Genomic DNA, 14526 nt, shown 5'->3' with positions numbered 1-14526 from the left:
ATCGCCAATTCGGCTTAGACCTCAATGAATTGCGGCTGAAAGACATTCTTAGAGCGGCGGGGGAACCAACCCGCCGCTCACACAGAATTTATTACGGACCTCACCTGGAATTTACCGAGGTAACTGCCAGACTAATTCATTGCGGCGACCGGCCTCTCAGTCACCGATCGCCAGCCCCGACCCCGTCACCCGTACCCGTATCCCGTCCTTCTCCACGCGTACGTCCCGCAGGCGCACGTCCCCGTCCGCCGGATGCGGCAGGCGGAAGCCCAGGGACAGCTGGTCCACGAGGACGGGTCGGGTGAGGCGCGCGAGCCCCTTGAGGAGGGCCGGGTCGAGGCCGAGGCGCTTCAGCAGCTCCGGGTGGCCGACCGCCACGTCGATGAGGTTCAGGCGCATCGCGCGGCGGGCGAAGTCCGCCGAACCCGTCAGCGAAGCGAGCCTGGTGTCGTCGCGCAGCGCCTCCCGGACCGCCGCGTCCGGCACCCCGAGGCGGTGCACGATCGACGGTACGGACAGCAGGGCCCGCGCCTTGTCGGTCTCCTTGCCGAGGCGCGCGGCCGAACGGGGCGTGAGATGCAGGCCCTCGGAGGCACGGGCACCAGGCCGGTACGTCGCCAAGTCCCCGATGTCCAGGCGCATCCCGCCAACCTGGGTGGAGATGCCGCGCTCGCCGTCGCGGCGGATACGGGCGTCGGCGCGGAACTTCAGGTCGTGTCTGGCGACGGGCAGCGTGCCGCGCGCACGCACCTCGTCGCGGCCGTGTCCCGTGAACTTCACCTGGGACGCGCCGAGCTCACGGTTCAGGTCGTCGAAGGAGAGCAGCGCCTCGCCGCGCAGCTCAGGGACACGCGCGCCGCGCACGGAAGCCGGGCCGTCGCTGTCGATCCTTACGTTCGTCGCCGTCACCGACACCTTCGCCAGGGTGACCCGGTCCGCCGCCACGTCCGGCACGGTCACCTTCACGGAGTCCAGCCGGTCGTCCGCGAGTTGGGTGAGAAAGGGGAACCCGTCGATTTCGACCTCGGGCGCGGCGCGCAGCTTCAGCTGGTCCTTGAGCTTCTCGGCCGCCGTGTGCTCGGCGTACAGAAGTGCCCAGCGGTCGACGAGGGTGAGGAAGGAGGCGAGGACGACGACACCGATGAGGGCCTTGGCGGCGAGGGACAGCCGGGAGAAGCGCTTTCGGCGGCGCCGGGTGCCGCGGCGGTGGTTGGGCGGGGCCCACTCTTCCTCGGGCTCTTCCTCGGGCTCCTCGTGGAGGAACTCCTCCAGGGGACCGTCGTCGAGGGCGGCCAGCTCGTCGTAGGGGTTCGGGTAGTCGTCGTAGGAGTTCGGGTAGTTCTGGCGTGAATCCGGATAGTTCTGGTGTGAACCGGAATGGACTGTTATGCGGTGGGGGGTACGCATCGTCTCATCCGACCATGCGTACCGCCCCCGCTCGCAACCGCTACGGGCAGTATGCGATCTACTTCACGATCGTGATCCGATCCGCCGCAGGCACCGCATACGGCGCCGCGGCCGACGACTTGGCGGTCAGATAGGCCTCGAAGGCCGCCAGGTCATCCCCGCCGACCAGCTGATTCGCACCCTTGCCGAGCTCGGCGAAGCCGTCGCCGCCGCCCGCGAGGAAGGAGTTCATCGCGACGCGGTAGGTGGCGGTGGGGTCGATCGCGGTGCCGTTGAGCTTGACGGAGTCCACGACCACGCGCGCGGCACCCGCCTTCGTCAGATCCAGCGTGTACGTCAGCCCCGAAGAGATCTGCAGGACCTTCGGCGCAGCCTCGTTCGAGCCGCTGACCTGCTGCTGGAGTGCGGTGATCACCTGGGCGCCGGTCAGATCGACCAGGTTGACCGTGTTGGAGAACGGCTGAACCGTGTACGCCTCCCCGTACGTCACCACCCCGTCGCCCTCACTGCCGCTCGCCGCGTAGGTGAGCGGGGCGCGGATGCCGCCCGGGTTCATCACCGCGATGTCGGCTTCCGGGTCGAGGGACTTGGCGTACGCGAGCTGCGCATCGGCGATCAGGTCGCCGAGCGGGGACTCGGTGCCGCTGCTGCCGATCTCGCCCGCGATGTAGCCGATGGGGCGCGAGGCGATCGGGGCGGAGAGGGTCTTCCACTTCGTGATCAGGTCCGTCATGTCGGCGGCCTTGGCCACATCACGGGTGACCACGTGGTTGGCGGACTTCACCGCCGTACGGGCGATGTCACCGGTCCAGCGGTCGTAGGTGAGGGTCGTGTCCGTGTAGAGACGCCCGTACGAAGCCGCCGAAGTGACCATGCGCGGGTTGCCCGCCGGGTCCGGGATGGTGCACGCGTACGCCTGGTGGGTGTGGCCGGTGACCAGCGCATCCACGGCCGGGGTGACGTTCTTGGCGATGTCGACGATCGGCCCGGAGATCCCGTCGCCGGCGCCAGGGCTGTCACAGTCATAGTTGTACGCCGTCGAGGCCGGCGCCCCACCCTCATGAATCAGCGCGACGATCGACTTCACACCCTGACGCTGCAGCACCTTGGCGTACTTGTTGATCGTCTCGACCTCGTCGCCGAACTTCAGGCCCTTGACGCCCTCGGCGGACACGATGCCCGGCGTGCCCTCCAGGGTCACGCCGATGAAGCCGACCTTGACGCCGTTCTTCTTCCACACCCAGTAGGGCTTGAGGATCGGCTTGCCGGACTTCTCGTCCGTCACGTTCGCCGCGAGATACGGGAAGTTGGCCCCGGTGAACTCCTCGCTGTCGTCGTAACACCCATCGGTCGGATGACAGCCACCGTTCTGCAGCCGGGCCAGCTCCTTGGCCCCCTCGTCGAACTCGTGGTTGCCGACACTCGTCACATCGAGATCGAGCTTGTTCAGCGCGTCGATGGTCGGCTCGTCGTGGAAGAGCCCGGACATGAGCGGCGAGGCGCCGACCATGTCACCGGCGGCGGCCGTGATCGAGTACTTGTTGCCCGCGCGGGCGTTGCGCAAATGCGTGGCGAGGTACTCGACACCACCCGCGTCGATGGTCTTGGTGGTGCCGTCCGCCTCGACCTCGGTGACCCGCCCCGAGGAACCGGCCGGCGGTTCCAGGTTCCCGTGCAGATCGTTGAAGGACAGCAGCTGCACGTCCTGGTAACGGCCGCTGCCATGGTGTTTGAGGGGCGTAGCGGTGTCCTGACCCGCACTGGCGGGCATCGCGGCGCCCAGGGCGCCGACGGTGGCCAGTCCGGCGGCGGCCGCGAGAAGGCGATGGGTACGTCTGTGCCGGGGCGTCGGCGGCATGGGATCCCCCCTGAGAGACGAGAGCGCGCCACGAGAGCTGTGCGACGGCTGTGGCTTTGCACGCACTTTAGAATCAACGCGCGTAGCGCAACAGGGGGTTCGGGGTTACGGACTGATTGCCATCGCCTCACCACCCCCACCACCGCAAGCCCCCACGCACCCGCAGCCGCCGACGCACGGAGGGGCCGCACCCAAGGGACCATGCCGGGGCTGACACCCAAGCCCCCGATCCCCCACGCACCCGCAGCCGCCGACGCACGGAAGGGGCCGTGCCGGTACATCAAATGCCCGCAGCCGAACGGATCAAAGAAAACAGCACCCTTCTCACCCACAGCCGATCCGTTCGGATGCGGGCGGATGTACAGGCGCGGCCCCGACCCACCACCGACCGGCAGGCGACCGCGGCCCCGACCCACCACCGACCGGCAGGCGACCGCGGCCCCGACCCACCCTTGGCGGAAGGCGACCGCGACCCGGCGCCCAACCCCTCCCGCCACGATCCACATCCGCCGTACCCTCGTAGGCATGACCAGCGACGACACCGCACCGCCCGCCCACTCCCGCTCCATCGAGACCTACTCCGCACTCTCCTCGGCCCAGGCCGAGGACGTGCTCCGGCTGCTCGCGGAGGCCGCCCGTACCGACGGGCAGCAGGCGGTGTCCGAGCAGGGACGGCTACAGCTGAAGGGCGGGGCCCGGGAGGGCGTACGGCATCTGCTGCTGACCCTCGGCGACGAGCTGGTCGGATACGCGCAGTTGGAGGACACCGACCCGGTGGAGGCCCCGGCCGCCGAACTGGTCGTGCACCCGGCCCACCGAGGCCACGGGCACGGCCGGGCACTGGGCTCGGCGCTGCTCGCCGCCTCCGGCAAGCGACTGCGAGTGTGGGCGCACGGCGGACACTCCGCCGCCCGGCATCTCGCCCAGGTCCTCGGGCTCACCATGTTCCGCGAACTGCGCCAGATGCGGCGGCCGTTGACCGACCTCGACCTGCCCGAGCCGAAGCTCCCGAACGGCGTGCACGTCCGCGCCTTCGTGCCGGGCCGGGACGACGCCGCCTGGCTCGCCGTGAACGCCGACGCGTTCGCCCACCACCCCGAGCAGGGCTCCCTCACCCAGCGCGACCTCGACGACCGTATGGCCGAGCCGTGGTTCGACCCCGCCGGCTTCTTCCTCGCCTTCCGCGAACACGAACTCGTCGGCTTCCACTGGACCAAGGTCCACGCCGAGGAAGGCCTGGGCGAGGTGTACGTCCTCGGGGTCCGCACCGGCGCCCAGGGCGGTGGCCTGGGCAAGGCGCTCACGACGATCGGCCTCCGTCACCTCGCCGCGCAGGGCCTGCCCACCGCGATGCTCTACGTCGACGCCGACAACAAGGCGGCGGTGACGGTGTACGAGCGCCTCGGCTTCTTCACGCACGAGACGGACCTGATGTACCGGTCGGAGTCGTAACCACAGCTCCGGCTCTTGAACCCGGCGCCTACTTGTCGATCTCCGACAGACACATCGTGAGCAGCGTCGTGGTCCGACGGGTCTTCGTGTACTTGAGCTGACCGTCCTCGCACTTACTGGTGGAACCGGTCTGCTCGACCTTGTACGCGGCCGCACTGCTGGTGCAGTCGACGACCTCCAGGTCCGGGCTGCTCTCGGTGCCGTCGTTCTTCATACAGTCGCCGACCTCTGCGCTGAAGTCGCTGTTGCTGGTGTCGGTGCTCGGCTTGTAGGGCTCGTCGCTCTTCGTGAAGTAGTAGACGCCCGCACCGATCAGCGCGATCACGAAGACGACCGCCTTGAACATCGGCGACCGCGAGTTGAAGCCGGACCGCTGCCGGCCGGGCGGCGGCACGGGCGCCGGGTGCTGCTGGTACGGGGGCTGACCGTAGGGAGGCTGCCCCTGATACGGCTGCTGCCCGTACTGCGGAGGCGGCTGCTGCCCGTACTGCTGGGGCGGATACGCCCCCTGATAGGGCTGCTGGGGCTGCTGGGGCTGCTGGCCATAGGAGTTATAGCCACCCTGGGGCGGCGGAGGCATGGACATTGGGGTCCCCCTTCAACACATGCTCACGTCAAGTCAACGGTGAGCAAAGGAGGTTACCTGCCACCGCTGTGCCGGTTCGCCACACGACCCCGCGCAGACCAGCGCCGCCACGATCAGGACGATCGCCCACCGTTCGTGGACGGCACCCCAGCGCGGGTCGCCCACCGCCACGAGCAGCGTCCACCGGTCGGGGAACAGCGGCGCAGCCACCGCCGTACCCAGCAGCCCGGCCGACACCGCGACCCCCGGTTCGGCCACGTCCGTGCACCGCACGGCGGCGGTCGCGGCGGCCAGGGCGAGCACGGCGGTGGCGGCCGCCTCCAGGGTGACGGCGCCCACCGGGGGCCGGACCTCCTCCGGCACGAGGAGCAGCGCGGCCGTCCACCAGAGCACGGCGAGCGGGGCGACGAGCGCCACCCGCAGCCCGATGCGCACCGGGCGCCGGGTAGGTACGGCCGCGGTGGTGTGCCGGGCCGGATCGTCCAGCAGGAAGGCCAGGCCCAGGCCGAAGGCGAGCGCGGCGGCCCGCAGCAGGTTGAGGCAGAGCCACGCGTCGGGCGCGGAGGACAGCAGCCGAGGGGCCCCGGCGAGCAGCAGCCCGAGAACACCGCCCGCCGCGAGGGCCCGCCACGGCAGGGTCCGGGCCACGGGACGCAGGAGGGCACGGACCACGTCGTACGAACGCGCTGTGGTCGGCGTACGCCCTGACGTACTCCCATGACCGGCGCCACGCGAGCTCACCGATCGCACGAGTCACCGCCCGCGCCCGCCGCCCCACCCACCGGCACCCCCAACAGCTGAGCCACCCGAGCCGTAGAGGTCTTCGAAGACGTGAGCTCCATCCAGTGGGCCTTCACCTTGGGGATGACGCTGTAGCGGGGCTTCTCGAGCAACGCTCGCACGATCCTGGTCTGTTCGTAGGTCAGGGAGACCGGGTTGGTGGGCGCGAGGGAGACCCCGGAACCCGTGGCGCTGTCGTCGAGGCGGATGTCTCGGAACACGGTCATCGGGTCGGACTCGGTCCCCAGCGCCAGCCACATGACGGTGATCGCGCGGGCGTCGCAGCCATCGCCGAGGGATTTCTCGTCGCCCGCCACCAGCACGGAGGCGACGCCGACCGCGAACTCGGGGATCCGGTTGCCGCCCCACCGCGTGCCGACGGTCACCGTGCCCGGCGTGCCGGACGGGTCGAGCGCGGAGTCGCCCTCCAGCCCGTAGCGGGCTTCAACGCGCTGCCGTACGGTCAGCCGCTCACCTCCGGCGGCGCCGCCCGCGAGGGACTGGACACGCTCGACGACGGCCGCCCAGTCGGCGGTCCGGCCGGTCCACTCGGGGAAGGCGCAGTACGTCGACCGGCCGCGCGCGACGCAGGACTGCACCTTCGCCGGGGTGCTGGACGCCTTCACGCGGGCCGCGGTCAGCGCGGCCGAGTCGCCCGGGGACTGCCCGGCGACACCCGCGGCGGTGGCGGCGAGGGCGAGCACGGTCACGGCCTTGACCAGCCGCGTACGACCGCCGCCGACCAGGACCGCAACACACAGCACGAGCACCACGAGCCCCGCCAGATACAACGCGTGCCAGGCGGCCGGTCGCCCCAGCAGATCGGAGGGGAACGGCGGCGCCCCCTCCTCGGACACGGCGGGCGCCAGCCACCGCACCCCGTGCACGCTGCCCGAGCTCGCGGACACAAGGACGGTGAGGACATAGGCGCCGACCACGAAGAGCGGGGCGCCGAGCGAGGACGGGATCAGCCGCGCGAGCAGCACACCGAGGACGCCGGACAGCAGCACCACCAGCGGCCCCACGGCCAGTTCGAAGAACGAGCCGTGGCCGACCGCGCCCGGCTTCAGCGCCGCCCAGGTGAACTGGAAGGCGACGACCAGCGCGGTGAGCGCCGCGTACGGCACGACCGACAGTGCGTGCGCCACCGTGCGCCGCCACGGCTCCATGACCAGCACGTCGAAGTGCCGGTCGGTGCCCTGCCGGCGGGAGCGCAGCACGGTCCGGTTGACGCAGGCCAGCAGCGCGATGCCGAGGAGCAGCGGGCCGGTCTGGGTGGACCGGTCGACGTCCTGGAGGACGGGGTAGTCGTCCATGCCCTCGCGCCCGGAGAACAACGTCCATCCGGTGTAGGCGACGTACAGCACAGAGAAGACGAACACCGGTATGTGCCAGAACAGTTGACGCGCCTCGAAGCGGGCGAGCGCGAGGACGGCAGCCGTCCTGGACTGCTGGGTCCGCGTGGGCGGCTCCACCCCCGTGGGAGCCGCCTCCATGACCGTGGACGTCGTGCCGCTCATGCCGCCACCTCCGCGGGCTCGCCGTCGAGAGTGAGCAAGTAGCCGTCCTCCAGGGTGGGTTCAAGAAGATCGGCGCCCTGGGGCGGATCGCCGACGTTGCGGAAGGAGCCCGTGCCCGTGCGCCATCCGGCCCGTGCGCCCGGGTCGCGTTCCGTGCTGCTCCACACCCGGCCCGCCGCACGCGCGGTCAGCTCGGCCGGGGTGCCCTCGAAGCGGACGCGCCCGCGGGCCATGACGATCACGCGGTGGCAGAGCATCGCGACGTCCTCGGTCTGATGGGTGGAAAGCAGGACGGTCCGCCCCTCTCCCGCCTGGGCGATCAGCTCTCTGAAACGCATGCGCTGTTCGGGGTCGAGTCCGACGGTCGGCTCGTCGAGGACGAGGAAGGCGGGATCGCCGACGAGCGCGGCGGCCAGCGCGACCCGCTGACGCATGCCGCCGGACAGCTTCCTGATGCGCTTGCTCCGTACGTCGGAGAGGTCGACGGCGTCGAGGACGCGGCGCACCTCCCGGTGCCGGGCGCCGCGGTCCGTCAGCTCCTTCAGGATCGCCACGTAGTCGACGAACTCGAAGGCCGAGAAGTCCGGGTGGAATCCCGGTGTCTGCGGCAGATAGCCGAGCGCGCGCCGCACGTCCAGGCGCCCCGCGGGCGTGCCCGGGTCGTGCCCGAGCACCGTGAAGGCCCCCCGGTCGGCGGGCACGGCGGTGGCGAGTACCCGCAGCAGGGTGGTCTTTCCGGCCCCGTTGGGTCCGAGCAGTCCGGTGACGCCTTTGCCGAGCCGCACGGAGACGTCGTCGAGGGCGACGGTGCCGCCGTAGCGGAGGGTCAGGCCGGATGCGGAGACGGTGGGGGTCATGCGGCGCTCCTGTCGGAGAGGTCGGTGAGGGGGGTGCGTGACGGGCGAGAGGCGGTCACGCGGCGCCCCGGTCGGCAAAGGGTCACGCGGCGCCCCGATCGGCGAAGGGATCGAACGCGGACGAGGAGTCGAACCGGTCCCGTACGAGATAGAGCAGCCCGGCGGCGAGCGCGGCGACCGCCCCGGCGACCCCCTGCCCGGCCGCCGTGAACGGCGCGAGCGTTCCGCCGGGTCCGGTCGTCGCCTGCGCGGTCATCAGCAGCGCGATCCACGCCCCGCCGACCAGGGAGGGTGCGAGGACGGGCCCGAGCCGGGCGGTCAGCGCGAGCCCGGTCGCGGTGAGGGCGAGCGCGGGCAGCAGCCAGGCCAGCGCGCGCAGCCCGTACCCGGGCAGAGCGAGGGTCGCGAGCCCGTTCAGCCCGAGTCCGACGGTCAGTACGGCGACCGTACGGATCATCAGCAGCCGGAACCCGTGCAGCGGTGAGACGACGGCCATCTCGTACGTCGGGTCCAGCGCGGGCCCGTAGGAGAGCGCGACCCCGGCGAGCGGGAGCAGCGGTGCGAGGGCGAGGAACAGCGTGGGCGAGGCTGCGACCCGCACCGAGTGGGCCACCGTCACCGTCATCAACAGCACGGCGACGACCGCTCCCAGCCAGGAGCGGCGCAGCACGGGTGTGGCGGCCAGCAGCCGGGCCGTGTGGTCGGCGACGCCGATCCGCACCAGCAGCGACTCGACGATCCCCGGCCGCGGCGCGTCCAGCTCGGCGTCGAGCCGCTCCCACCCCGCGTCCAGCGCGACCGGGTCGCTCACCGTGACCAATGCCGCCCGGCACCGCGCGCAGGAGGCGAGGTGCGTGTCGGCGGACCACAGCCGGGGAGCCGCCAGCTCGCCCCGCACGTAAGCCTGGAGGTCTTCCTCCGGCACATGCCACGTCGTACGCATGTCATCGCTCATGCCAACTCCTCCCGCAGCTGCTTGCGTGCACGCAGTGCGCGCGTCTTGACCGTGCCCGGCGGAATGCCGAGCAGGACGGCCGCTTCCCGGGTGCTGAGTCCGTCGATCACCGTGGCCTGGAGGACCGCGCGCAGTTCGGGCGAGAGACGGATCAACGCGCCTGCGAGGTCGCCGTGTTCGACGCCGGCCAGGACGCGCTCCTCCGCGGAGGCCTCGTCGCGGTGGCGCAGCCGGGCCAGTGCCTGGCGGAGCCGGCCGCGGGCGCCGTCGCCGCGCAGGGTGTCGATGAGCCGGCGCGAACCGATGCGCCACAGCCAGCCGGCCGCGTCACCCTCCTCGCGGTAGCGGGCGGTGCCGCGCCACACGGCGAGGAACGTCTCCTGCACGACGTCGTCGACGACCCCGGCGTCCGCGCACCGGCCGCGCAGCCGCGCGGTCAGCCATGGCGCGTACCGCCGGTACAGCTCTTCGAAGGCGCGACGGTCCCCGTCCGCCGCGATGGCCCGCAGCAGTTCCCCGTCGCTTCTTGTTTCCCTCACGACCCCTCATCGGACGAGCCCCACCGATCGGTTCACGCACCGGCCCACAAATCTTGCTCTTGACGTCGGGCTCCGTCTTGCACCACCCTTTCACTACTCAATTAGTGAAAGGGTGGTTGTCCGAGTGGTCGAGTACCGCATCGACCGGCGCAGCGGCGTCGCCACCTACGTCCAGATCGTCCAGCAGACCAAACAGGCGCTGCGCCTGGGCCTGCTGGAGCCGGGCGACAAGCTCCCCACGGCCCGCGAGGTCGTGGAAGCCACCGCTATCAATCCGAACACCGTCCTCAAGGCCTACCGCGAGCTGGAGCGGGAGGGCCTGGTCGAGGCGCGGCGGGGCCTCGGCACCTTCGTGCGCCGGGGACTGAGCACCACCCCGGCCGACTCGCCCCTGCGCACCGAACTCGACGCATGGGCGGAGCGGGCCCGGGCGTCCGGTCTCGGCCGGGACGACATCGCCGCACTCTTCACCGCCGTACTCGAAAAGCACTTCCAGGGAGAACCGTCATGACAGGCACCGCCGCGATAGAGGCCGCCGCGCTGGGCAAACGTTTCGGCCGGCGATGGGGGCGCCCCCGCTCGAGCGAAGCCGAGAGTGGGGGAGGGTGGGCGCTGCGGGACTGCACCTTCCGGCTGCCCGCCGGGCGCGTCTGCGCCGTGGTCGGGCCCAACGGTGCGGGCAAGTCCACGCTCCTCGCGCTGGCCGCCGGTCTGATGGCCCCCACCGAGGGCGAACTCGCCGTCCTGGGGAAGGTGCCGGGCGCGGCACGCGAGCGGGTCGGGTTCGTCGCCCAGGACAAGCCGCTGTACCCGCAGCTCACGGTCGCCGAGACGCTGCGCATGGGCGCCGACCTCAACACCGACCGCTGGGACGCGGCCACCGCCGAGCGCATCGTGGCCGGCGGCGACCTGAACCCGAAGTCCCGCATCCGCACGCTCTCGGGCGGCCAGTGCACCCGCGTCGCCCTCGCGCTCGCCCTGGCCAAGCGGCCCGAACTGCTGCTCCTGGACGAGCCGATGGCTGACCTGGACCCGCTGGCCCGGCACGAGATGATGGGCGTGCTGATGGCGGAGGCGGCCCAGTACGGCACCACGATCGTGATGTCCTCGCACGTGGTCGCCGAGCTGGAGGACTCCTGCGACCACCTGCTGCTGATCGGCGGGGGCCGGGTCCAACTGGCCGGTGAGATCGACGAGTTGCTCGAAGCCCACGCCCGCGTGTCCGCTCCCGCGCAGACCGTCCTCGGCCCGCACACCGTCGTCGAGTCCCGCACCAACGGCCGCCAGCTCACCGCGCTGATCCGCCCGGCGGGCCCGCTCGCCCCCGACTGGCAGGCCGGCCCGCCCACGCTGGAGGAGCTCCTCCTCTCCTATCTCCGCAACCCCCAGGCGCCCACCGCCGCCGCCAAGACGCCGGAGACCGCCGCGTGACCGCCCTCGCCACTCCCGCGCGCCCGGCCACCGGCCACCGGTCCGGCACGCCGAGCCTGCTCCGCTGGGTGCTGCGGCTGCACCGCCCGGCCCTGCTGGTCTGGGCGGGATTCGTGCTCGTCGTCGGCGCCCTCCTGCTGTGGGTCGGCGGCCCGTTCACCGACGCGTCGGCCGAGGGCTGGAAGCAGTACAACGCCTGCAAGACGTACACCTGCGTGCACGACACCGAGTCGATCGGCCGCTACAAGGACTGGTACGCCTACACGACCTACACCGTCCTCGCCGTCCCGTTCCTGGTCGCGGCCTGGTCCGGCGCCACGCTGACCAGCCGCGAACTGGAGAACGGCACCGCTCAGCTGGCCTGGACCCAGTCGATCTCCCCCGCCCGCTGGCTCGCCGCCAAGCTCGCCGTCCCGGCCGTCCTGGTCACCGTCGGCTCCGGACTCCTGGTGGGGCTGCACCACTGGGCCTGGTCGACGGGCCAGGGCCGTATCGACACGGCCAAGGACTGGTACGACATCGGGACCTACGCCGCCAACGGCACGGCCACCGTCGCCATGGCCCTGGCGGGCCTGGTGAGCGGCGTCTTCTGGGGCCTGCTCAAGCGCAACTCCCTCGCCTCGCTCGTCGGCTCGCTGTGCACCACGGGCTTCCTGTGGAGCGTCATCGGGCTGGCGACACCCCACCTCTGGCCCACCGTCACCAAGCTCAGCAGCCTCAGGCACAGCGTCCCGTCCGGCTCCGGCATCAGCGTCTCCCAGGGCGTCCTGACCTCCACCGGCGCCCGCATCGCCAACCCGGAGTGCGGCCCCATCACCGACGAGGGCTGCCGGGCCGTCTACACCAAGCTCGACGCCGTCAGCTTCTACAACGTCTACCACCCCGAGTCCCACTACTGGCCCCTCCAGCTGACCGCGAGCGCGATCGTCCTCGCCGTTACCGCCGCGCTCACGCTGGCCACGTTCCAGCTCCTCAAGCGCCAGACCGGTTCGGCGCACGTCCGTAAGGCAGCCGCCGTATGACCACCCTCGCCGTGGGCCCCAGCACCGCCCGACCGCAGCGCGCCGTGCTGCGGCTGCACCGCCCGGCGCTGATCGTCTGGGGCGCGTTCCTGCTGCTCGCCATCGGCGACCTGCTCTGGCTCCATCTGTTCCGGGCACCCGCCGAGCGGACGTCAAAGGCATGCGACTTCGAGATCACCGACTGCTCCGGAGGGCCCGCGTACCACGCCTTCACCGACGTCAACAACGTCATGAACTTCACCGGTGAGGTCGTCAGCCGCGTCTGCATAGTCGTCGCCGCCTGGGCGGGCGCCGCGCTCATCGGCCGCGAGCTGGAGACCGGTACCGCCCGCCTCGCCTGGACGCAGGGCGTCTCCCCGGCCCGATGGCTGACCGCCAAGCTCACCGGGGCGGCACTGCCGCTGATCGCCGGAACCACCCTGCTGACCCTGGTCTTCGCCTGGGTCTGGACCGCCGACCAGGACGTGCTGGTCGCCAACTGGTCCTACGACCGCTTCCTCGTCTCCGACGGCCCGCTGGCCGTGGCCCTCGTCCTCGCCGCCCTCGCCGTCGGCGCCCTCGCGGGCGTGGCCATCGGCCGCGCACTCCCCGCCCTCGCGGTGGCCGCCGTGGCGGCCTACGCGCTGCGCTGGTTCTTCAGCGACAAGTGGGACAACATCTGGCCCGCCCGCCACTACTGGCCGGTCCAGATCACCAGCACCGTCCTGCTGCTCCTGATCGCCGCCCTCGCCACCGTCCTCACGTTCCGCCTGCTGGCCCGCCGCACGGAGTCCCGTTCATGACCGCCCTCACCGCCGACACCCCGGCGACCGGCACCCGCCCGGCAGGCACCGCCCGCACCGTCCTGCGCCTGCACCGCGGCGCCCTGATCGGCTGGATCCCCCTCGCCGCCCTCGCCGTCTTCATCTCCTGCCGCCTGCTGAAGCGGCACACCGGCGCCACCACCGTCACCGCCGCACACAAGGAGCCCGCCGCATGACCGCAGCCACCGCCGCGCCGCAGCTCGCCCGGCGCACCCTCCCGTTGGTCCCGCGCCGCACGGTTCGGGCGGTACTGCGGGTGCACCGCACCGCGCTATGGGCCTGGGGGGCGCTGGTCGTGGCGGCCTCGGCCGCCCTGCTGTGGGCGTACTGGCTCGGCACCGATGCCGTACGGGAGTTGAGTCACTCGGTGGCTTCGTGCGCCGCCGACACCTCGTGCGTGGACGACACGCTCAACAGCCCGACGTACGAGTTCTACGACACGGTCACCTCGCTGGCCACCTCCGCCGTGGTCTACCTGCCCTACCTCGTCGCCGCCTGGGCGGGCGCCACCCTGGTCGCCCGTGAGCTGGAGAACGGCACCGCCCAGCTGGCCTGGACGCAGTCCGTGTCGCCCGTCCGCTGGCTGGCCGCCAAGCTCGCCGTGCCGGCCGCGCTGATCGCCGCCGGGACCTCGCTCCTGGTACTGCTGCACCGCCTGATGTGGACCGACGCGCGGGACATCCTCGGCCAGGACTGGTACCTGTCGGACGCCTACCGCTCCAACGGCACGGTCGCCGTCGGCTCCGCCCTGTGCGCACTGGCCGTGGGCGTTCTCGCGGGCCTCCTGCTGCGGCGCACGCTGCCCGCGCTGGGGCTGGCCGTCGTCGTCACCCTGGCCGTGCAGAACCTCGGCGATCTCTACCGGGCCAGCCTGTGGCCCGCGGTCACCGTCACCGGATCGGCCGCCTCCAACCTCCCGGGCACCGCGTTCCAGCTCGAACACGGCGTGGTCCTCACCTCCGGCGAGCGGATCGGCAACAACCTGGCCTGCGTCGACAACGACAGGGCCGTCGACCTCAAGAGGTGCATGAGCAAGAACGGCATCTCCGACCTCTGGGCCACCTACCACCCGAAGTCCCACTTCTGGCCCCTCCAGCTGGTGGAGACCGGCATCCTGCTCGCCGTCGCCGCACTCGCCACCGCCGCCGCCTTCTGGCTGCTGCGCCGCCGTACCCCCTGAAAAAGCACAGACATGTACGCGTCCCACGGGGGTGGGCGCGTACGAGGCTCCCGGGCGTGTACTGAAAGACGTCCGGGAGCCGCCCCCCGCTATCCCGCACGTCATGTCGCCGTAACCATCGATTCAGACGGGCTTG

The 14526-nt window shown here is 71.4% G+C and carries 14 protein-coding genes and 1 pseudogene; 7 read left to right on the top strand and 8 right to left on the bottom strand.

All coding sequences use genetic code 11. The annotated features are described in order from the left end of the window. Window positions 1-156: 156 nt before the first annotated feature. Together ACZ4WS_RS39905 and ACZ4WS_RS39900 are read right to left on the bottom strand one after the other, a co-directional pair. Entirely contained in the window at window positions 157-1407 is a 1251-nt protein-coding gene (locus ACZ4WS_RS39905) for an LmeA family phospholipid-binding protein (RefSeq protein WP_467988037.1), read from the bottom strand. Between the two features lie 58 nt (window positions 1408-1465). Beyond that, window positions 1466-3265, bottom strand: a complete 1800-nt coding sequence (locus ACZ4WS_RS39900) for a bifunctional metallophosphatase/5'-nucleotidase (RefSeq protein WP_467988036.1) — start codon at window positions 3263-3265, stop codon at window positions 1466-1468. 525 nt (window positions 3266-3790) lie between these two features. Between ACZ4WS_RS39900 and mshD the strand changes: the two genes are divergently transcribed. After that, window positions 3791-4717 carry a mycothiol synthase gene (mshD, locus tag ACZ4WS_RS39895; RefSeq protein WP_467988034.1) on the top strand — a complete coding sequence of 309 codons (927 nt, stop codon included), beginning with the start codon at window positions 3791-3793 and terminating at the stop codon, window positions 4715-4717. Window positions 4718-4745: 28 nt separating this feature from the next. On the opposite strand, the gene ACZ4WS_RS39890 is transcribed toward mshD, so the two are convergent. From ACZ4WS_RS39890 to ACZ4WS_RS39865, 6 genes are all read right to left on the bottom strand, one after another. After that, window positions 4746-5303, bottom strand: a complete 558-nt coding sequence (locus ACZ4WS_RS39890) for an LppU/SCO3897 family protein (protein WP_467988033.1) — start codon at window positions 5301-5303, stop codon at window positions 4746-4748. A 33-nt stretch (window positions 5304-5336) separates the two neighbouring features. Beyond that, on the bottom strand, window positions 5337-5960 hold the full coding sequence (locus tag ACZ4WS_RS39885; RefSeq protein WP_467988124.1) for an ABC transporter: 624 nt from the start codon (window positions 5958-5960) through the stop codon (window positions 5337-5339). 80 nt (window positions 5961-6040) lie between these two features. After that, window positions 6041-7603, bottom strand: a complete 1563-nt coding sequence (locus tag ACZ4WS_RS39880) for an ABC transporter permease (RefSeq protein ID WP_467988032.1) — start codon at window positions 7601-7603, stop codon at window positions 6041-6043. Beyond that, entirely contained in the window at window positions 7600-8460 is an 861-nt protein-coding gene (locus ACZ4WS_RS39875; protein ID WP_467988030.1) for an ABC transporter ATP-binding protein, read from the bottom strand. Before ACZ4WS_RS39875 ends, ACZ4WS_RS39880 begins: the two co-directional genes overlap by 4 nt. 82 nt (window positions 8461-8542) lie before the next feature. Continuing rightward, window positions 8543-9415: a zf-HC2 domain-containing protein gene (locus ACZ4WS_RS39870; protein WP_467988029.1), complete on the bottom strand. Its 873-nt coding sequence runs from the start codon at window positions 9413-9415 to the stop codon at window positions 8543-8545. Further along, complete coding sequence (locus ACZ4WS_RS39865) at window positions 9412-9954, bottom strand: RNA polymerase sigma factor (RefSeq protein ID WP_467988028.1); 543 nt, start codon at window positions 9952-9954, stop codon at window positions 9412-9414. Before ACZ4WS_RS39865 ends, ACZ4WS_RS39870 begins: the two co-directional genes overlap by 4 nt. A gap of 124 nt (window positions 9955-10078) precedes the next feature. Between ACZ4WS_RS39865 and ACZ4WS_RS39860 the strand changes: the two genes are divergently transcribed. From ACZ4WS_RS39860 to ACZ4WS_RS39835, 6 genes and pseudogenes are all read left to right on the top strand, one after another. Next, window positions 10079-10465, top strand: a complete 387-nt coding sequence (locus ACZ4WS_RS39860; RefSeq protein WP_467988123.1) for a GntR family transcriptional regulator — start codon at window positions 10079-10081, stop codon at window positions 10463-10465. Next, window positions 10366-10995: pseudogene (locus ACZ4WS_RS39855) on the top strand (ATP-binding cassette domain-containing protein); the annotation flags it as partial. The gene ACZ4WS_RS39860 and the pseudogene ACZ4WS_RS39855, both read left to right, overlap by 100 nt. A gap of 386 nt (window positions 10996-11381) precedes the next feature. Further along, window positions 11382-12407 (top strand): ABC transporter permease, encoded by a 1026-nt coding sequence (locus ACZ4WS_RS39850; RefSeq protein WP_467988026.1) that lies wholly within the window; start codon window positions 11382-11384, stop codon window positions 12405-12407. Next, window positions 12404-13189, top strand: coding sequence for a hypothetical protein (locus ACZ4WS_RS39845; protein WP_467988025.1), 786 nt, complete (start codon window positions 12404-12406; stop codon window positions 13187-13189). Before ACZ4WS_RS39850 ends, ACZ4WS_RS39845 begins: the two co-directional genes overlap by 4 nt. After that, entirely contained in the window at window positions 13186-13386 is a 201-nt protein-coding gene (locus tag ACZ4WS_RS39840; RefSeq protein WP_467988023.1) for a hypothetical protein, read from the top strand. The genes ACZ4WS_RS39845 and ACZ4WS_RS39840 overlap by 4 nt, the downstream gene beginning before the upstream one ends. Further along, entirely contained in the window at window positions 13383-14390 is a 1008-nt protein-coding gene (locus tag ACZ4WS_RS39835) for a hypothetical protein (RefSeq protein ID WP_467988022.1), read from the top strand. The genes ACZ4WS_RS39840 and ACZ4WS_RS39835 overlap by 4 nt, the downstream gene beginning before the upstream one ends. Window positions 14391-14526: the final 136 nt, after the last annotated feature.

This window comes from Streptomyces sp. NPDC029292 (assembly GCF_055569295.1).
Note: the sequence above shows the minus strand (reverse complement) of the source record. Positions and strands in the feature narration are given on the sequence as shown.